This is a genomic window from Pantoea sp. Cy-639, from assembly GCF_011752525.1.
Taxonomy (GTDB): Bacteria; Pseudomonadota; Gammaproteobacteria; order Pseudomonadales; family Pseudomonadaceae; genus Aquipseudomonas.
The window spans coordinates 227,466-245,072 of sequence record NZ_VWXI01000002.1 but is presented as its reverse complement, the minus strand read 5'-3'; the positions used below and the strand labels follow the sequence as shown (position 1 = coordinate 245,072).

At 66.0% G+C, this 17,607-nt stretch carries 16 protein-coding genes; 5 read left to right on the top strand and 11 right to left on the bottom strand.

Annotated features, from left to right (window positions below; translation table 11 throughout):
* Window positions 1-35 precede the first annotated feature (35 nt).
* Window positions 36-344 carry an ArsR/SmtB family transcription factor gene (locus tag F3J43_RS03400; RefSeq protein ID WP_166883412.1) on the bottom strand — a complete coding sequence of 103 codons (309 nt, stop codon included), beginning with the start codon at window positions 342-344 and terminating at the stop codon, window positions 36-38.
* Window positions 345-418: 74 nt separating this feature from the next.
* Between F3J43_RS03400 and xenA the strand changes: the two genes are divergently transcribed.
* A complete protein-coding gene (gene xenA, locus F3J43_RS03395) occupies window positions 419-1,510 on the top strand; it encodes a xenobiotic reductase XenA (RefSeq protein ID WP_166883411.1) in 1,092 nt (363 codons plus the stop codon).
* A 121-nt stretch (window positions 1,511-1,631) separates the two neighbouring features.
* Here the strand turns inward: xenA and F3J43_RS03390 are convergent, their stop codons facing one another.
* From F3J43_RS03390 to F3J43_RS03370, 5 genes are all read right to left on the bottom strand, one after another.
* Window positions 1,632-2,864, bottom strand: coding sequence for an NAD(P)/FAD-dependent oxidoreductase (locus tag F3J43_RS03390; protein ID WP_166883410.1), 1,233 nt, complete (start codon window positions 2,862-2,864; stop codon window positions 1,632-1,634).
* 3 nt (window positions 2,865-2,867) lie between these two features.
* A complete protein-coding gene (locus F3J43_RS03385) occupies window positions 2,868-4,445 on the bottom strand; it encodes an aldehyde dehydrogenase (NADP(+)) (protein WP_166883409.1) in 1,578 nt (525 codons plus the stop codon).
* A gap of 108 nt (window positions 4,446-4,553) precedes the next feature.
* Window positions 4,554-5,501: a dihydrodipicolinate synthase family protein gene (locus tag F3J43_RS03380; RefSeq protein WP_166883408.1), complete on the bottom strand. Its 948-nt coding sequence runs from the start codon at window positions 5,499-5,501 to the stop codon at window positions 4,554-4,556.
* A 39-nt stretch (window positions 5,502-5,540) separates the two neighbouring features.
* Window positions 5,541-6,467: a 4-hydroxyproline epimerase gene (locus tag F3J43_RS03375; RefSeq protein WP_166883407.1), complete on the bottom strand. Its 927-nt coding sequence runs from the start codon at window positions 6,465-6,467 to the stop codon at window positions 5,541-5,543.
* A 52-nt stretch (window positions 6,468-6,519) separates the two neighbouring features.
* Window positions 6,520-8,136 (bottom strand): APC family permease, encoded by a 1,617-nt coding sequence (locus tag F3J43_RS03370; protein ID WP_166883406.1) that lies wholly within the window; start codon window positions 8,134-8,136, stop codon window positions 6,520-6,522.
* Between the two features lie 299 nt (window positions 8,137-8,435).
* Here F3J43_RS03370 and F3J43_RS03365 point away from each other — a divergent pair, with 299 nt between their 5' ends.
* Entirely contained in the window at window positions 8,436-9,215 is a 780-nt protein-coding gene (locus F3J43_RS03365; RefSeq protein WP_166883405.1) for an AraC family transcriptional regulator, read from the top strand.
* Here the strand turns inward: F3J43_RS03365 and F3J43_RS03360 are convergent.
* Window positions 9,203-10,090, bottom strand: coding sequence for a LysR family transcriptional regulator (locus tag F3J43_RS03360; RefSeq protein ID WP_166883404.1), 888 nt, complete (start codon window positions 10,088-10,090; stop codon window positions 9,203-9,205). The two genes, F3J43_RS03365 and F3J43_RS03360, sit on opposite strands and share 13 nt — an antisense overlap.
* A gap of 204 nt (window positions 10,091-10,294) precedes the next feature.
* On the opposite strand from F3J43_RS03360, the gene moaB reads away from it, so the two are divergent.
* Window positions 10,295-10,834, top strand: coding sequence for a molybdenum cofactor biosynthesis protein B (gene moaB / locus F3J43_RS03355; protein ID WP_166883403.1), 540 nt, complete (start codon window positions 10,295-10,297; stop codon window positions 10,832-10,834).
* A gap of 32 nt (window positions 10,835-10,866) precedes the next feature.
* Here moaB and F3J43_RS03350 read toward each other — a convergent pair whose 3' ends face one another.
* Complete coding sequence (locus F3J43_RS03350; RefSeq protein ID WP_166883402.1) at window positions 10,867-11,766, bottom strand: bestrophin family protein; 900 nt, start codon at window positions 11,764-11,766, stop codon at window positions 10,867-10,869.
* Between the two features lie 21 nt (window positions 11,767-11,787).
* A complete protein-coding gene (gene moaA / locus F3J43_RS03345) occupies window positions 11,788-12,792 on the bottom strand; it encodes a GTP 3',8-cyclase MoaA (protein ID WP_166883401.1) in 1,005 nt (334 codons plus the stop codon).
* Window positions 12,793-13,048: 256 nt separating this feature from the next.
* Between moaA and F3J43_RS03340 the strand changes: the two genes are divergently transcribed.
* Window positions 13,049-15,379, top strand: a complete 2,331-nt coding sequence (locus F3J43_RS03340) for an FdhF/YdeP family oxidoreductase (RefSeq protein WP_166883400.1) — start codon at window positions 13,049-13,051, stop codon at window positions 15,377-15,379.
* A 40-nt stretch (window positions 15,380-15,419) separates the two neighbouring features.
* On the opposite strand, the gene F3J43_RS03335 is transcribed toward F3J43_RS03340, so the two are convergent.
* The gene (locus F3J43_RS03335) at window positions 15,420-15,878 is read right to left on the bottom strand and encodes an Lrp/AsnC family transcriptional regulator (protein WP_166883399.1); all 459 of its coding nucleotides are present in this window, start codon (window positions 15,876-15,878) and stop codon (window positions 15,420-15,422) included.
* 165 nt (window positions 15,879-16,043) lie between these two features.
* Between F3J43_RS03335 and F3J43_RS03330 the strand changes: the two genes are divergently transcribed.
* A complete protein-coding gene (locus F3J43_RS03330; protein WP_205297604.1) occupies window positions 16,044-17,213 on the top strand; it encodes a trans-sulfuration enzyme family protein in 1,170 nt (389 codons plus the stop codon).
* Between the two features lie 86 nt (window positions 17,214-17,299).
* Here F3J43_RS03330 and F3J43_RS03325 read toward each other — a convergent pair whose 3' ends face one another.
* On the bottom strand, window positions 17,300-17,536 hold the full coding sequence (locus F3J43_RS03325; RefSeq protein ID WP_166883397.1) for an HP1242/YdcH family protein: 237 nt from the start codon (window positions 17,534-17,536) through the stop codon (window positions 17,300-17,302).
* Window positions 17,537-17,607 lie beyond the last annotated feature (71 nt).

Below are 17,607 nucleotides of genomic sequence, written 5' to 3'. Positions count from 1 at the left end.
TGTGCCCGCGGTTCGTGAGTGAAGGCAGCAGGCGCTTAGCGCTGCTCGAGGATCTTGGCCAGCAACCCTGGGAAGCGTCCGTCCAGTTCTTCGCTGCGCAGGGAGTTCATGTGCGTGGTACCCACGTTGCGGGTCTGCACCAACCCGGAATCGCGCAACACGCGAAAGTGATGGGACATGCTCGACTTGGGCCGGCCACCGTCCAGCTCGCCGCAACTGGCTTCGGCGACGCCGGCCAGGTAGCGCACGATTTCCAGGCGCAACGGGTCGCTCAGGGCGTAAAGCAGGCGCTCCAGTGTCAGATCGTCGGGGTTGGGATGGGTATAGGCTCGCATGGACGACATGATAGCCGGGGTTTCCTAAAATACCAAAGTTCGAATATGATCGAACAATAGTCACTATCCCTTGGAGTCCTGCCATGCCTGCATTGTTCGAACCCTACACCCTCAAGGACGTCACCCTGCGCAATCGCATCGCCATCCCGCCGATGTGCCAGTACATGGCCGAGGACGGCATGATCAACGACTGGCACCATGTGCACCTGGCCGGCCTGGCCCGAGGCGGGGCGGGGCTGCTGGTGGTCGAGGCCACCGCAGTGTCGCCGGAGGGGCGCATCACCCCCGGTTGTGCCGGTATCTGGAGCGACGCCCATGCCCAGGCGTTCGTGCCGGTGGTGCAGGCGATCAAGGCGGCAGGTGCCGTGCCGGGTATCCAGATTGCACACGCAGGGCGCAAGGCCAGCGCCAATCGCCCGTGGGAAGGCGACGACCATATCGCCGCCGACGATGCCCGGGGCTGGGACACCCTTGCCCCCTCGGCCATCGCCTTTGGTGGCCATTTGTCGAAAGTGCCGAAGGCCATGACCCTGGAGGACATCGCCCGGGTCCAGCAGGATTTCGTCGATGCTGCACGCCGCGCACGCGATGCCGGCTTCGAATGGATCGAGCTGCATTTCGCCCACGGCTACCTGGGGCAGAGCTTCTTCAGCGAACACTCCAACCAGCGCACCGATACCTACGGTGGCAGCTTCGACAACCGCAGCCGTTTCCTCCTGGAAACCCTGGCCGCGGTGCGTGAAGTATGGCCGGAGCATCTGCCGCTGACCGCGCGCTTCGGGGTACTGGAGTACGACGGGCGCGACGAGCAGACGCTCGAGGAGTCCATCGAGCTGGCGCGTCGCTTCAAGGCCGCAGGCCTGGATCTGCTGAGCGTGAGCGTCGGCTTCACCATTCCCGAGACCAACATCCCCTGGGGGCCGGCGTTCATGGGGCCGATCGCCGAGCGCGTGCGTCGTGAGGCGAAACTGCCGGTGACCTCGGCCTGGGGCTTTGGCACGCCGGAGCTGGCCGAGGGCGCGTTGCAGGCCAACCAGCTGGACCTGGTGTCGGTGGGGCGTGCCCACCTGGCCGATCCGCACTGGCCGTACTTTGCCGCCAAGGCGCTGGGGGTCGACAAGGCCTCGTGGACCCTGCCTGCGCCGTACGCGCATTGGCTCGAGCGTTATCGCTGATCGTTCGCGGGGCCGCGTTGCGACCCTTGCGCGACACAAGGCCGCTCCTGCAGAAGATCGCGATCCTCTGCAGGAGACCTCCAATCCTTCCGTTCATGTGGGAGCGGGTCTGCCATTCGAATCAGAACCGGTCCAGCCGGTAGGCCGGGTTCACGCTTTCTCCCATGACCAACCCCCCCACCCACTGCGCCGTTACCGCCGCCTGGGTCAGGCCCAGGTGCTGATGCCCGAACGCCAGCAGCACCCGGCCATCTCCCACCCGATCGATCACCGGTAGCGAGTCCGGCAACGAGGGCCTGAAGCCCATCCACGGTGTGGCCCCTTCGGCATCCAGGTCCTGCCTGAACAGCCCTTTGCTCAAGCGGTGCAACTGCCAGGCCCGCTGCATGCTCGGTGGCGCGTCGAGTCCGGCGAACTCCACCGTGCCGGCCAGGCGCAGGCCGTCGCTCATTGGCGTCATGATGAACCTGCGTTCCAGCGAGGTGACGGCGAATGGCAAGCGTTGCTGTTCGCCAGGCAGCATCAGGTGGTATCCCCGCTCGGTATCCAGGGGCACCGCCTGGCCGGTCAAGGTCTTGACCAGTGGCGCCGAATGGGCGCCGCAGGCGATCAGGACCCGGCGCGCGCGGACCTCGCCCAGCTCGCTGTGCAAGGTGACGCCCTCGCTGCCCAGTCGACCGCCGCGAACCTGCGCCTTGGTGAACTGCACGCCGGCGCCCCTGGCGGCTTCGTAGAGGGCCACGAGCACACGGTAAGGGTCGATGAAGTGCCCGGTACGCGGGAAGAACAGCCCTCCTTTGATCGTCGGGCTCAGGTGTGGCGCGGCCTGGGCCACGGCCTGCGCCGACCAGTGGTCCACCGCCACACCCTGTTGCCGCATGCGCAGGCCCAAGGCTTCGAGCGCCGGACGCGAGGCCTCGTGCTCGAACATCAGCAGCGAACCATCCTCCTTGAGCATGTCGCCGCGCCCGATGCTGGCCAGCAGTTGCTGCCAGGCCGCCAGGCTGGCTTCATTGAGCGTACGGATACCGGCCACGCTGCGCTGGAAGGGCGCTGCACGCAGGTTGAGCAGCAACCGGGTGAACCAAGGCACGGCCCGTGGCAGGTATTTCCAGTCCAGGCGCAGCGGCCCCATCGGGTCCATGAGCATGCGCGGCAGGCGCCTGAGTATCGACAGGTCGGCGATTGGGAACACCTGCTCGGTGGCCAGGTGCCCGGCATTGCCGAACGATGCGCCCAGACCTGGCGCCTGGCGGTCGATCAGCAGCACGCGTTGCCCCTGGCGGGCCAGTTGCAGGGCGCAGGAGACGCCGATGATGCCGGCGCCGACCACGGCGATATCGGGCTGGTCCATGGCTCAGTCTTCCCGCTGGCCATCGAGCAGCCGGCGCAACTGCAAGGGATTGGCATGTGCCAAGGCTGCGGGCAGCAGCGCGTCGGGGAAGTCCTGGTAGCACACTGGGCGCAGGAAGCGCTCGATCGCCGCGGTGCCCACCGAGGTGCTGCGCGTGTCGGAGGTCGCGGGGAACGGGCCGCCATGGACCATCGCGTCGCACACTTCGACCCCCGTCGGCCAGCCATTGACCAGGATCCGCCCCGCCTTGCGTTCCAGGGTCGGCAGCAAGGCCCGGACGCTGTCCAGGTCGGCGTCGTCCAGGTGCAGGGTGGCTGTGAGCTGGCCCTCCAGATGTTCGGCCACCTGACGGACTTCCTCGTCGCTGGCGCAGGCCACCACCACAGAAGAGGCACCGAACACTTCGGCCTGCAGTACAGGCTCGGCCAGGAACGCCTGGGCAGTGGTCACGAACAGGTGCGCCTGGCACGCGTTGGGACCTTGGGCGGGCAGGCCATGGGCGACCAGGCGGGTCTGGCGGTTCTGGTTCAGTCGTGCCACGCCTTCGGCATAGGCGCCGGCAATGCCCGGGGTGAGCATGGTCTGGGCCGAGACCTCCCGGACATGGCCGGCGGCGGCGTCGATGAACTGCTCGAGCAGCGGCCCCTGGCGGGCGATCAACAGGCCGGGATTGGTGCAGAACTGGCCGGCACCCTGGGTCAGCGAGGCGACGAAGTCCTGGGCGAGGGCGTCGCTTCGGTTGCTCAATGCCGCGTCGAAGAGAAACACCGGGTTGATCGAACTCATTTCGGCATAGACCGCGATGGGTTCGGGGCGTGCCTGGGCGACCCGGCACAAGGCGACGCCGCCACTGCGCGAGCCAGTGAAGCCAACGGCCTTGATCCGTGGATCGCTGACCAGTGCGGTGCCGATCTCGCGCCCGGCGCCGTACAGCAGCGAGAACACGCCCTCTGGCAGCTCGCACAGCGCCACTGCCCGGGCCACGGCTTGGCCGATCAGTTCGCTGGTGCCGGGGTGGGCACCGTGGGCCTTGACCACCACCGGGCAGCCGGCGGCGAGGGCCGAGGCGGTGTCGCCGCCGGCCACCGAGAAGGCCAGCGGAAAGTTGCTGGCGCCGAACACGGCCACCGGCCCCAGGGCGATCCGGCGCTGACGCAGGTCGGGCCGGGGCAGAGGTTGACGGTTCGGCTGGGCGTGGTCGATCCGTGCATCGAGCCATTCGCCGTGGCGCACCACGCGGGCAAAGCTGCGCAACTGAGCGCAGGTGCGGCCGCGCTCACCCTGGATACGGGCCTTGGGCAAGCCGGTCTCGGCCGTGGCGCGGTCGACCAGGGGATCGCCCAGGGCCTCGATCTGCTCGGCGATGGTTTCGAGAAAGCGGGCACGCTGTTCGAGGGTGGTTTCGCGGTAGTCATCGAACGCCGCCCAGGCCAGGGCGCAGGCCTGGGCCACCTGCTCGGCACTGGCGCCGGCATAGGCCGGTTCGAGCGCCTGGTTGCGCGCCGGGTCGATGGCATGGATCGGGGCTTCGGTACCGGTCACGAGGCGTTGGCCGAGCAACAGTTTGCCAGTGAGAGTCATGGGGATGTCCTTGGGCAGCGAGGGGAGTGGCGCGAGGCGCCGGCGTGGCCGCCTCCTGCAGGCGTCTGGACCCCGTGCAGGAGGCGGTGTCGCTGGCGGGCAGGGCCGTCAGGCGATGTTCTGCTCGGCCGACCAGTTGGCGTACCAGGTGCGGAACAGCGCGTACTGTTGCTCGGCATAGTTGCGCTGGGCATCGGTGAGCACGTCGGTGTCGTTGAAGTGCAGGCTGTACTCGCGGTCGCCGTTGAGGACCATCAGGTGCTTGTAGTACAGCACCAGGTCGCAGCCTTCATCGAACGACGACAGCACCGCCAGCGCCGACTCCAGCTCGCGCGCCTGGCGACGGGCCCGGGCGTCGCCCTTGGCGGCCTGCTTGCTCAGGCTCACCAGTTGCAGCACCTCCCGTGGCAGGGCGTTGCCGATGCCGGTGATGGCGCCGGTGGCATTGCAGTTGACGAAACCGTGCACCACCTGGGTATCGACGCCGACCATCAGGGTCACGTCGTCATCCTTGGAGGTGATGTGTTCGGCGGCGTAGCGCAGGTCGGCGCCGCCACCGAACTCCTTGAAACCGATCAGGTTCGGAAACTCACGGCGCAGCTCGAAGAACAGGTCGGCGCGGGTGGCGAAACCGTAGTAGGGGCTGTTGTAGATCACGGCCGGCAGTGTCGGCGCGGCGGCGAGAATGGCCGAGAAGTGATGCTTCTGGGCGATCGGCGAGGCGCCGCGGGACAGTACCCGGGGAATGACCATCAGGCCGGCGGCGCCGACCTTGGCAGCGTGGGCGGCGTGGGACACGGCTTCGCGGGTGTTCACCGCGCCGGTACCGACGATGGTCGGGATGCCGGCGGCCACCAGGCGCGCCACGCCTTCCTGGCGCTCGGCCTCGGTCAGTAGCGGCCAGTCGCCCATCGAGCCGCAGTACACCACGGCGCTCATGCCGGTTTCGATCAGCTCGCGGCCCTTGCGCACCAGGGCGTCGAAGTCCGGCTTGCGCGAGGCGGTGCAGGGGGTCATCAGGGCGGGCATGCAGCCGGTGAAGATGTTGTCGGTCATGGTGTCACTCCTTGCTGTGTCCAGTCGGGAAAATCGGGGTCAGATGCCCCAGGCGAAGGGGTCTTGCTCGTCGATCAGCAGGGTGCTGTCGGCGGTCATGTAGGCGCGGCCGGTAATGAACGGGCGGATGCGCTGGCCGTCGTGCTCGAAGCGGCCTTGGAACTGGCTGCCGGTGATGCTGGCCTGGGTCCAGGTCTGGCCTTCGGCGAGCTTGCCGTCGGCGGCCAGGCAGGCCAGCTTGGCGCTGGTGCCGGTACCGCAGGGCGAGCGGTCGTAGGCCTTGCCGGGACACATCACGAAGTTGCGGCTGTCGGCTTCGGCGTCGTCGGCGAACAGCTCGACATGGTCGATGGGCGCGCCGTGCTCGCCGGTGATGCCTTGGCTTTCGAGGGCCTTGAGCAGGGCCCAGGTGTAGTCGGTGAGCGTCTCGACGTTGTCCAGCGCGATACGCTGGCCGTGCTCGCTGACCAGGAAGAACCAGTTGCCGCCCCAGGCGATGTCGCCGCGTACCAGGCCAAGGCCTGGTACGTCGACGGCCACCTGCTGGCGGTAGCGATAGGCCGGCACGTTGCCGACGGTGACGCGGCCATCCTCATGCAGGGTGGCACTGACCTGGCCTACCGGCGTGTCGATCCGGTGCAGGCCTGGTGCGATCAGGCCCAGGTGGTGCAGCGAGGCGACCAGGCCGATGGTGCCGTGGCCGCACATGTTCAGGTAGCCGGCGTTGTTGAAGAAGATCACCCCGCAAGTGGCATCCGTCGATACCGCAGGGCAATACAGCGCCCCCACCAGCACATCGTTGCCGCGCGGCTCCAGCAGGCAGGCGCGACGCCAGTGGTCGTGCAGCTCGCGCAGTTCGTCGCGTTGCTCGGCCATGCTGCGACCGGTGAGTGACGGGAAGCCTTCCATGACCAGGCGGGTAGGTTCGCCGCCGGTGTGGGAGTCGATGACATGGACGTGTTTCATGGCGTAGTCCGTTGCAGGTTTGGGAAGTTTTTGGGACGCGCGCTGGCAATGCTCAGGAGGCCAGCGCTGCCGGTTCGCGCCCAGGGTGGGCCGCAGCATCCCCTTCGCTCTCGTCGTCACCTTCCAGCCGTACCAGCTGCGCCGGCACACCGGTGGCTGCGCCCCAGTAGTAGATGCCCAGGGCGCTGGCGGCGACGGCGAGGGTGTCAAGCGGGTGACCGATCAGCCCCAGGCCGCCGAAGCTGCCGAGCCAGGACAGCAGGATGGTCACGGCGTAGAAACCGATCAGCCAGGCCGAGGAGCGTACTTGCTGGCCCAGCGACAGGTGCTCGGTGGGCACGAAGCGGCGGCACAGCAGGTACAGCACGAACATCGCGATCTGCAGCGCCAGCAGCCAGGACACGGTGTTCCAGCCGGACCAGTAGACGATCAGCGCCGCGATGATGAACGACAGCGGGCCGAGCACGCCCATGCCCTTGACCCGGAACGGCCGGGGCATGTCCGGGGCGCTGCGCCGCAGGGCGGCGACCGATACCGGGGCCACGGCGTAGCTCAGCACCAGGGCGGCGGAGACCACATTGATCAGTGCCTCCCAGGACGGGAACGGCAAGGTCCAGAACACCGCCAGGGCGAAGGTCAGCCACAGTGCCGGACGCGGGATGCCGGACTGTTCGTCGATGCGGGTGAAGTAGCGGAAGAACGTGCCGGTCTGCGCCCAGCCATAGATCACCCGCGGAGTGGCGTTCATGTAGATGTTGCCGCAGCCGCTGGGCGAGATCACCGCGTCGGCCACCACCAGGTAGGCCAGCCAGCCCACGCCCAGAGCCAGGGCGATGTCACGGTAGGGCAGGGCCAGTTGCTTGGTCACGCTGGCCCAGCCGTTGGCCAGCATTTCGGTCGGCACGCTGCCGAGGAAGGCCAGTTGCAGCAGGGCATAGATGGCGGTGGACAACAACACCGAGAGAATCAGCGCGATTGGGATGGTGCGCTGCGGATTCTTCACCTCGCTGGCCACCGAGATGATCGGGGTCAGGCCCAGGTAGGCGAAGATGATGCCACCGGCCGACACGGCCATCTCCACACCGGACAGGCCGAACGGGGCGAAGCCCTGGACCTCGAAGTTCTCTGGCTTGAAGAAGGTGAACAGCACGCCGATCACCAGCAGCGGCACGATGAACTTGAACACGCTGATCAGGTTGTTGGCCTTGGCGAAGGTCTTGACGCTGCGGTAGTTGAGGAAGAAGAACAACCCCAGCAGGGCGAACTGTACCAGCCAGCCGAACACGGTCGGGTCGCTGGAGCCGGTCTTGGTCAGCGTGGGAAACCAGGCCGCGGCGTACTGGCGCGAGGCGACCACTTCGATGGCGATCAGGCTGGAGAACGCGATCAGGGTGATGAAGCCCATCAGGTAGCCCAGCAGCGGGCCGTGGGAGTACACCGGGTAGCGCACCACGCCACCGGCGCGGGGCAGGGCGGCGCCGAGCTCGCAGTAGACGATGCCCAGCAACAGCACGGCGAAGCCGCCGAGGAACCAGGAGAGGATGCCGGCCGGGCCGGCGATGGCCGAGACGTGGCTGGCGGCGAACAGCCAGCCGGAGCCGAATATGGCGCCCAGGCCGATGAAGGTGAGGTCCAGCAGGGAGAGCTGTTTCTTGAATTTGCCTGACATGGGGTCGCCTTTTTGTAGGTTTTGGATAGGCAGGTCTGCTGTCACGGTGCGGCTTCGTGGGCCGCGTTCTTGTTGGTCTCGGTGCGGCTTGCGTGGGGCATAGAGTGAACCGGTCGGGGCGAGGGTTCTTGATGGTTTTCTGCAGGGGAGGTGACGAAATCGGCACAGTCGGAGAAAACTGCTGGTGCCCCGGCCATGCTCCTGGCTAGGCTTGCAGGGCCGGTCCATCGCGGGGCAGGCACGCTCCCACGGCGCCGAACGGTGCCGCGATCAGGGTGCTGAACCGACGAGAGATTCGCATGCCCCAGCAATCGCTGACTGCGCTTTACCAGCACCTCGACCAGCACCGCCCCGAGTCTCTCGAGGCTTTGCTCACGGGTGTGGTCTGGTTGTTACCCATGCTCGATGTGATCGCCAACGCGGCGATCTTCATCAAGGACGACCAGGCCCGCTACGTGCTGGCCAACCGCACCCTGGTGCAGCGTTGTGGCCTGAAGCAGTTGCAGCCGCTGCTGGGCAAGACCAGCGCGCAGGTGTTTCCGGCACGCCTGGGCCCTGGCTACACCGAGCAGGACCGGCGGGTGCTGGAGGAGGGGCTGGTGCTGGAAGATCAGTTGGAGTTGCACCTGTATGGCAGTCGCGAGCCGGGCTGGTGCCTGACGCACAAGCGTCCGCTGTACGACCCGGCCGGGAAGATCATCGGCCTGGTGGGCATCTCGATCGACTTGCAGTCAGCCACCGACAGCCACCCGGCCTACCAGCGCCTGGCCGCCGTGGACGGTCATATCCGCGAGCATTTCCACCAGCCGATCAGCATGGGCGAGCTGACCCGTATCGCCGGGATCTCGGTGGCGCAACTGGAACGCTACTGCAAGAAGGTCTTCCACCTCACGCCGCGGCAGATGATCCACAAGGCGCGGCTGGAGCATGCCCACCGTTTGCTGCATACCGACCTGCCGATCACCGAGGTCGCGCTGCGCTGCGGCTACACCGACCACAGCGCGTTCAGCCGGCAGTTCAGGCAACTGACCGGCTTCAGTCCGCGGCAGTATCGGCAGGCGACGACTCAGGAGGGTTGAAACAGCGCCTTGGCCTCGTCGAAGCACTGTTCGGCGATCGCCGAGCGTGGTTCGCTACGGCGTAGCAGCAGGCCGACCGGGCTGTGGATGCTGGCGTCCTGCACGGGGATGATGCGCATGTGCGCGCTGAGCTCCTCCAGGCCGCAGTCCAGCGGCATGACCGCGCAGCACACGCCGGTGTTGATCGCCTGGATCAGTTGGAAGGTCGAGTCGCTTTCCAGCACCGCGTTGGGCTCCAGGCCGCGGCTGCGCAAGCTCAGGTCCAGGGACTGGCGATAGTGCATGCCCTTGCTCAGCAGGCCGAGCGGCAGTTCGCCGAGGTCGTCCCAACGCAGGCTGTCGGCCTCGAAGCGAAAGTGCCGGGTGTCGTGCAGCAGGCCCATGGTGGTGATGCTCAGCTCGATCACCTCGAAGAAGCTGGCATTGACCTGGTCGAGGTAGCAGATGCCGAGGTCGAGTTGGTTGCGGCTGAGGCCGTCGATGACCTGCTCGGAACTCAGCGAGGACAGCTGGAAGGTCAGTTCCGGATACTTCTCGCGCAGCGGCATCAGCAGTTGCATGGGGTTGAAGCTGGCCAGCGGCACGGTGCCCAGGCGCAGGCTGCCGACCACCTGGCCACGGCAACTGGCGGCCTCGGCCTGCAAGCCGTCATGGGCCGCGAGCAGGGTACGGGCCCAGGCGAGGATGCGCTCGCCGGCCTCGGTGAAGCCCTCGAAGCGCTGGCCGCGCTTGACCAGCACCAGGTCCAGCTCGTCCTCGAGATTGCGCAGACGCATGGACAACGTGGGTTGGGTGATGTGGCACAGCGCCGCGGCCTGGCCGAAATGGCGGGTCTGGTCGAGGGCAATGAGGAACTTGAGCTGCTTGATGTCCATGAGGCGGCCTGGCGAGCGGGGTGGGCGGGTCCTGCGACCTTAACCAAAGCGACCCAGGCTGGCCAATCTTTAATGATGACCAGTTGATAGAGGCGCTTGATGATGGGGTGATAGACGCCCTTGATCGGTCGGTTCGCGCTATCGATTGGACGCTGGGCGGACAGGGTTCTAACGTGGCGCCAGGGCCAATTCAGGAGCAGAGCCATGAGTGTGAAACCGGATGCGGTATTCGTGCCGTTGAACATCGCCGTGCTGACCGTCAGCGACACCCGCACCTACGACAACGATACTTCCGGCGAGCTGCTGGCCAGCCGCGCGGTGGAGATCGGCCACCGCCTGGTGGCGCGCGAGTTGCTCAAGGATGACCTGTACCGCATCCGTGCCCAGGTCGCGACCTGGATCGCCGATGAGCAGGTGCAGGTGGTGCTGATCACCGGCGGTACTGGTTTCACCGGGCGCGACAGCACGCCGGAAGCGGTGGAGTGTCTGCTGGACAAGCGTATCGACGGCTTTGGCGAGCTGTTCCGCGCGCTGTCGATTCTCGATATCGGTACCTCGACGGTACAGAGCCGGGCCCTGGCCGGGCTGGCCAACGGTACCCTGGTGTGCTGCCTGCCGGGCTCGACCGGCGCCTGTCGCACGGCGTGGGAAGGGATCCTGGCCGAGCAGCTCGACGCCCGCCACCGGCCGTGCAACTTCGTGGCCCACCTCAAGCCGATCGGCGCCTGCGAGAGCCGCGGCTGACGGCGGCTTATCGCGGGGCCGCGCTGCATCTTCTAGCGCAGCACATGATCCACCGGCACCAGTGGCGGCGGCAGCGGCGTGTGTCCCAGTGCCGACAGCACGTCGCGCTCGAGGGTGCGCACCATGGCGTCGGTCGGCAGGTCGTTCTCGTCCCGTCCGAAGGGATCCTCCAGTTCGTTGCCGATCGCATCCAGGCCGAAGAAGGTGTAGCTGACGATGGTGGTGAACAACGGCGCCAGCCAGCCCAATGGCTCGGCCAGGGCGAACGGTAGCAGCAGGCAGAAGATGTAGATGGTGCGGTGCAGCAGCAGGGTATAGGGGAAGGGCAGCGGCGTGCCCTTGATCCGTTCGCAGGTGGCTTGCACCTGCGAAAGCCCGGTCAGGCGCTGCTCCAGGACGGTGTAGCGAAACTCGCTGATCGCCTGCTCCTTGGCCAACCGTGAACAATGCGCGCCGACCTCGCGCAGGATGCCGTCGCACACGTTGTGGCTGAACACCGGTGTCGGTGTCGGCAACCACGCCTGGGCGGCGGCCAGTTCATCTTCGTTACGCAGCCGGGCATTGAGCGCATGGGCGAAGCCGCACAGGCTGCGCAGCAGTTGCGCGCGCAGGTGCGCATCGTCGATCGCCACGCTTTCGCGCACGAACGAGCGTACCTCGATGATCATTTGCCCCCAGGCCTTGCGGCCTTCCCACCAGCGGTCGTAGCAGGCGTTGTTGCGAAAGCTCATGAAGATCGACAGCGACAGGCCGAGCAGGGTGAACGGCGTGGCGCTGACCGGGTAGAACAACGCCGGATAGTGCCGTTCGACCAGCACGATCAGCGCTGCCAGCAGGGTCACCCCCAGGCAGCGCAGGGCAATACGCTGGATGATCGAGCCCTTGAGGGTGAACAGCACGCGCAGCATGTCGGGACGTGGGTGGACGATCAAGGCGGTTCCAGAGGCGGCCGATCAGCCACCGGTCATGTTCATGAAACGCAGGATCTGCACCTCGCCGCCGACTTCGAAGTGATGGCGGTAGGGCTTGAGCTGCATAGCGTCGCGAATGGCGGTTTCCAGGCGGGCGCTGTCGCCGGGGTGCTGGCGCAGGACCTGCTTGAGGTCCACCGAGTGCTCGTTGCCCAGGCACAGCAACAGGCGGCCCTCGACGGTGAGCCGCACGCGGTTGCAGGTGGCGCAGAAATTATGGCTGTGCGGTGAAATGAAGCCAACGCGGGTGCCTGGTGCCTCGGCCAGGCGCCAGTAGCGCGCCGGCCCCTGGGACGACTCGGCCGACTCGATCAGGGTGAAGTGCTCGGCCAGGCGGGCGCGGACATCATCGCTGGAGCAGAACGATTCGCCCCGCTCGTGTTCGCTGATGACCCCCAGGGGCATTTCCTCGATGAAGGAAATGTCCAGTTCGCGATCGATGGCGAAGCGCACCAGGTCGACGATCTCGTGGTCGTTGCGGCCCTTGAGCACCACGGCGTTGAGTTTGGTGCGGCGAAAGCCGGCGGCGCGCGCGGCGTCGATGCCGGCGATCACCTGGGCCAGGTCGCCGGTGCGGGTGAGGGCGCGGAAACGCTCGGGGTCGAGGCTGTCGAGGCTGATGTTCAGGCGCGACACGCCGGCGTCGAACAGCGGCCGGGCCAGGCGGCCGAGCTGCGAGCCGTTGCTGGTCAGGCACAGTTCGCGCAGGCCGGGCAAGGCTGCGATGCGCCCGCAGAGCTCGACGATGCCCTGGCGCACCAGCGGCTCGCCGCCGGTCAGGCGGATCTTGCGGGTGCCGAGGGCGACGAAGCGTTCGGCGACCTGGTACAGCTCCTCGAGGCTGAGGATCTGCTGGCGCGGCAGGAACTGCATGTCCTCGGCCATGCAGTAGACGCAGCGAAAATCGCAGCGGTCGGTCACCGACATCCGCAGGTAGTCGACTTTGCGGTTGAAACCGTCGATCAGGGCCTGGGGGTTGTTTTCCACGTTCGCGCTCGACATAGGCAAGGGGTGAGGCGGCGCAGTGCCGCAGACAAGGTTCAAGCTATAACCTGCGTCCAGTGCCGTCAAATTGCTTTCCCCGACTGTTCGATCAGTCTCCTCTATCACGGCTGCACGCCACGAATGGCGAGGCCTGCATGCCGTGATCGAAACCGTTTATCACGCCTTCACTTATTTCGATTGGACGCTGTCCGGGGGGCTTCTTAGGCTTTAGAAAACACCGCGCGGGAATCTAGAGAGCATGAGCCAGGACGAACACATCAGGGACTACAAGGGGCCAGCGGCCGGCTGGGGCGCGCTCAAGAGCGTGACCAAGAGCTGGCTGGGCAGCGAGAACGCCTTCAAGAACCTGCGGGCCATGCTCAAGACCAACCAGAACGGCGGCTTCGACTGCCCGGGCTGCGCCTGGGGCGAGTCGCCGGAAAGCGACATGGTCAAGTTCTGCGAGAACGGCGCCAAGGCGGTCAACTGGGAGGCCACCGGCCGCTCGGTGGACCCGGATTTCTTCGCCCGCTACAGTGTCAGCGCGCTGCTCGAGCAGACCGACTACTGGCTCGAGTACCAGGGGCGCCTGACTCACCCGATGCGCTACGACGCGACCACCGACCACTATGTCGAGACCAGTTGGGAACAGGCCTTCGCGCTGATCGCCCAGCACCTCAACGCTCTCGAGTCGCCCGACCAGGCCGAGTTCTACACCTCGGGCCGGGCCAGCAACGAGGCAGCGTTCCTCTATCAGTTGTTCGTCCGCGCCTATGGCACCAACAACTTCCCCGACTGCTCGAACATGTGCCACGAGGCCAGCGGCGTGGGCATGAGCGACACCCTCGGCGTCGGCAAGGGCACCGTGGTGTTCCATGACCTGGAGCTGGCCGATGCGATCTTCGTCATTGGCCAGAACCCCGGGACCAACCACCCGCGCATGCTCGAACCGCTGCGCGAAGCGGTCAAGCGCGGGGCCCAGGTAGTCTGTTTCAATCCGCTCAAGGAGCGTGGCCTGGAGCGCTTCCAGCATCCACAGCACCCGTTCGAGATGCTCAGCAACGGCTCCGAGCCGACCAACACCGCCTACTTCCGCCCGGCCCTGGGCGGGGACATGGCGGCGATGCGCGGTATCGCCAAGTTTCTCCTGCAGTGGGAGCGCGAGGCCAAGGCCAATGGCCTGCCGGCGGTGTTCGACCATGCCTTCATCGCCGAACATACCAGCGGCGTCGACGCCTACCTCGACGTCGTGGATGCCACGCCCTGGGCACATATCATCGAGCAGTCCGGCCTGAGCAAGGCCGAGATCGAACTGGCCGCGCGCATGTACCGCAAGGCCGAGCGGGTGATCATGTGCTGGGCGATGGGCGTGACCCAGCACCGTCATTCGGTGCCGACCGTGCAGGAGATCGTCAACCTGCAGTTGTTGCGCGGCAATGTCGGCAAGCCGGGCGCCGGTCTGTCGCCGGTGCGTGGCCACAGCAACGTGCAGGGCGACCGCACCATGGGCATCGACGAGAAGCCCAAGGCACAGTTGCTCGATGCCATCGAAAAGCGCTTCCAGTTCAAGGTGCCGCGCGAGCATGGTCATAACGCCGTGCTGGCGATCAAGGCCATGGAGGAGCAGCGTGCCAAGGTGTTCATCGGACTGGGCGGCAATTTTGCCCAGGCCACCCCGGACACCCCGCGCACCCACGCGGCGCTGCGCAATTGCGCGCTGACCGTGCAGATCTCGACCAAGCTCAACCGCTCGCACCTGGTCACCGGCCGCGACGCGCTGATCCTGCCGTGTCTGGGCCGTACCGAGATCGACCTGCAGGCCGAGGGGCCACAGGGCGTGACCGTGGAGGACACCTTCAGCATGGTGCACATCTCCCACGGCCAACTGAAACCGCGCTCGCCGCTGTTGCGCTCGGAGCCGGCGATTGTCGCCGGTATGGCCAAGGCCACCTTGGGCGATCGACCGATCGACTGGGAGCATGTCATCGCCGACTACGGGCGCATTCGTGAACTGATCGCCGATGTCATCCCCGGCTTCAGCGACTTCAACGAGCGTCTGCAGCACCCGGGCGGTTTCCACCTGGGCAACAATGCCGCCGAGCGCAATTTCCGCACCGCCACGGGCAAGGCGCGCTTCACCCCGAGCCAACTGCCCGAGCAACTGGTCAATGCCAAGGTGCTGGCCCGTGGCGACAAGCCGGACCTGATCCTGCAGACCCTGCGTTCGCATGATCAGTACAACACTACCCTGTACGGCCTGGACGACCGTTATCGCGGGGTGTTCGGCCTGCGCGAAGTGGTGTTCGTCAACGAGGCCGATATTCGTCGCCTGGGCTTCGAGCCGGGCGAGCAGGTGGACATGGTGTCGTTGTGGGAGGATGGCCGCGAGCGACGGGTGTCGGGCTTCCGCCTGGTGTCCTACGACCTGCCGCCCGGCCAGGCGGCGGCCTACTATCCGGAGACCAACCCGCTGGTGCCGTTGGAAAGCTACGGCGAGGGCACCTACACGCCAACTTCGAAGTTCGTGGCGATCAGGCTGGAGAAGGCCCGCGCCAGTAATCGGATCGAGACGATCAACAGCGGGGAATGAGTCGTACGGGAGTCTGCTCGCGCATCACCCCGAGGGTCGCTCAGCGATTCACCGGATAGGCCGTGGTGTACTTCATCTGCTCCATGGCGAAGCTCGAGGTGATGTTCGACAGCCCGTCGGTACTGGTGATCAGCTTCTTGTAGAAACGGTCGTAGGTGGCGATGTCGCCGACCACTACACGCAGCATGTAGTCCCAGTCGCCGGACATGCGGTACACCTCCATCACCTCCTCGAACGCCGTCACCGTGGCGGCGAACTGGGCCAGCCAGGCGCTGTCGTGGCGCTGGGTCTTGAGCTGGACGAACACGGTGAGGCCCAGGCCCAGGCGTTCGGGGTCGAGCAGGGCGACGCGGCTGCGGATGTAGCCTTCTTCTTCCAGGCGCTTGACCCGTTTCCAGCACGGGGTGGTCGAGAGGTTGACCGCCTCGGCCAGGTCCTTGAGGGAAATCGACGCGTCACGCTGGAGCAGGGTAAGGATGTGCTGGTCGAAACTGTCCATGTCGTCGCTTGGCTCTGAAAAGGGAAGATTTTCCGAGATTAGCGGCGTGAAGTACTGTTTGAAACCTTTTTTCGGTGGCGGGGCAGCACGTTGATTGCGCAGGCGTCGAGCGCTGGCGGATATGAGATAGTGGCGGCTCCCCACCCTCAGCCTATGGGCCCGACCATGTCCGAAAAGCCGCGCAATTTCGCCACCCGCACCATTCACGCCGGCGAGCAATCCAGCGTCGCCGACAATGCCATCTTCCCGGCCATCGTCACTTCCAGTTCGTTCATCAAGCGTGGCTTGGACGACAACCCTGAATATGCCTACAGCCGCGTCAGCAACCCTACCCGGCACGCCTACGAGACCTGCGTCGCGGCGTTGGAGGAAGGGGTGGGTGCAGTTGCTTGCGCGTCGGGCGTCAGCGCCACCGCCACGGTGCTCGAGCTGCTGTCCAAGGATGCCCATGTGGTGGTGATGAACGGTGTCTACGGCGGCACTTTCCGTCTACTGGAAGACTACCGTGGGCGTACCTCGGGCCTGACCACCACCTATGTCGACCTCAACGACCTGGCGGCGGTGGCCGCCGCGATCCGCCCCGAGACCCAGCTGATCTGGATCGAGTCACCGACCAACCCGCTGCTGCACCTGGTGGACATCAAGGCACTGTGCGGCCTGGCCCGCGAACGCGGCATCATGACCTGCATCGACAACACCTTCTGCTCGCCGTGGAACCAGCAGCCGATCACCCTTGGTGTCGACCTGGTGATGCATTCGGCGAGCAAGTACATCGGTGGCCACTCCGACCTGACCGGCGGCGTGGTGGTGGCGGGCAACCACGCACTGCTGGCGCGGCTGCGCAGGATCAGCATGGCGGTGGGGGCGATCCAGGGACCGTTCGATTGCTACCTGGCTCTGCGCGGGCTGAAGACCCTGGATGTGCGCATGGAGCGCCAGAGTGCCAACGCCCTGCGTGTGGCGCGGTTCCTCGAGCAGCACCCGCAGGTCGAGCAGGTGTACTACCCAGGATTGGAGAGCCACCCGCAGCATGCGCTGTGCCAGCGCCAGATGCGCACCGGCGGCGCGGTGGTGGCATTGCGTATCAAGGGGGATCGGGCGGCGGTCAATCGCCTGGTCGAGGCGTTGCAGATTTTCGTCCTGGCCGACTCGCTGGGTGGGGTGGAGAGCATGATCAACCACTCCTGGAGCATGTCGCACAACTCTCTCAGCCCGGAGCAGAAGGGGGTGATGGGGATCAGCGAGAACCTGCTGCGACTGTCGGTGGGCATCGAGGACTATCGTGACCTGATCGAGGATCTGGACGCAGCCTTGAATGCCTCGGCCCAGTCTTGACCGACTGGTATTGCGTACCGTAGGGGCCAGCCTTGCCGGTGTTCGCCGGCAAGGCCGGCTCCTACAGGACGTTTGCAGGCGGGAATTCAGGATTTGGGCGGGTGGACGATCCGTTCGATCTTGTCCTTGATCAGCAACCGCTCCTTGCGCAACCGGTTGATGGTGTCGTCGGTGCTGCTGTTGCCTTCGGCGGCTTCCACTTCCTTGTCCTTGGCGTTGTATTCCTTGTGCAGCTTGTGCAGGTCGTGGTCCTTGTCGATAAGTGCCTGGAACTTCTCAGCGGTAATGTGCAGGTCAGCGAGCAGATCGTGCGGGACTGGCATTTCTTCACCTCTGTCAGGGTTGGCGATCGGGCCTGAACCATGAGGATAGCCGCCTTTGCGTGATTGCGGGA

Excerpts from the sequence above, each read along its gene's own strand:
- F3J43_RS03385 (WP_166883409.1), bottom strand. The coding sequence starts at position 4,445 with ATGACTCTCACTGGCAAACTGTTGCTCGGCCAACGCCTCGTGACCGGT.
- F3J43_RS03390 (WP_166883410.1), bottom strand. The coding sequence starts at position 2,864 with ATGGACCAGCCCGATATCGCCGTGGTCGGCGCCGGCATCATCGGCGTC.
- F3J43_RS03325 (WP_166883397.1), bottom strand. The coding sequence starts at position 17,536 with ATGCCAGTCCCGCACGATCTGCTCGCTGACCTGCACATTACCGCTGAG.
- F3J43_RS03400 (WP_166883412.1), bottom strand. The coding sequence starts at position 344 with ATGTCGTCCATGCGAGCCTATACCCATCCCAACCCCGACGATCTGACA.
- F3J43_RS03370 (WP_166883406.1), bottom strand. The coding sequence starts at position 8,136 with ATGTCAGGCAAATTCAAGAAACAGCTCTCCCTGCTGGACCTCACCTTC.
- F3J43_RS03335 (WP_166883399.1), bottom strand. The coding sequence starts at position 15,878 with ATGGACAGTTTCGACCAGCACATCCTTACCCTGCTCCAGCGTGACGCG.
- moaB (WP_166883403.1), top strand. The coding sequence starts at position 10,295 with ATGAGTGTGAAACCGGATGCGGTATTCGTGCCGTTGAACATCGCCGTG.
- F3J43_RS03380 (WP_166883408.1), bottom strand. The coding sequence starts at position 5,501 with ATGACCGACAACATCTTCACCGGCTGCATGCCCGCCCTGATGACCCCC.
- F3J43_RS03340 (WP_166883400.1), top strand. The coding sequence starts at position 13,049 with ATGAGCCAGGACGAACACATCAGGGACTACAAGGGGCCAGCGGCCGGC.
- F3J43_RS03365 (WP_166883405.1), top strand. The coding sequence starts at position 8,436 with ATGCCCCAGCAATCGCTGACTGCGCTTTACCAGCACCTCGACCAGCAC.
- F3J43_RS03360 (WP_166883404.1), bottom strand. The coding sequence starts at position 10,090 with ATGGACATCAAGCAGCTCAAGTTCCTCATTGCCCTCGACCAGACCCGC.
- F3J43_RS03330 (WP_205297604.1), top strand. The coding sequence starts at position 16,044 with ATGTCCGAAAAGCCGCGCAATTTCGCCACCCGCACCATTCACGCCGGC.
- F3J43_RS03375 (WP_166883407.1), bottom strand. The coding sequence starts at position 6,467 with ATGAAACACGTCCATGTCATCGACTCCCACACCGGCGGCGAACCTACC.
- xenA (WP_166883411.1), top strand. The coding sequence starts at position 419 with ATGCCTGCATTGTTCGAACCCTACACCCTCAAGGACGTCACCCTGCGC.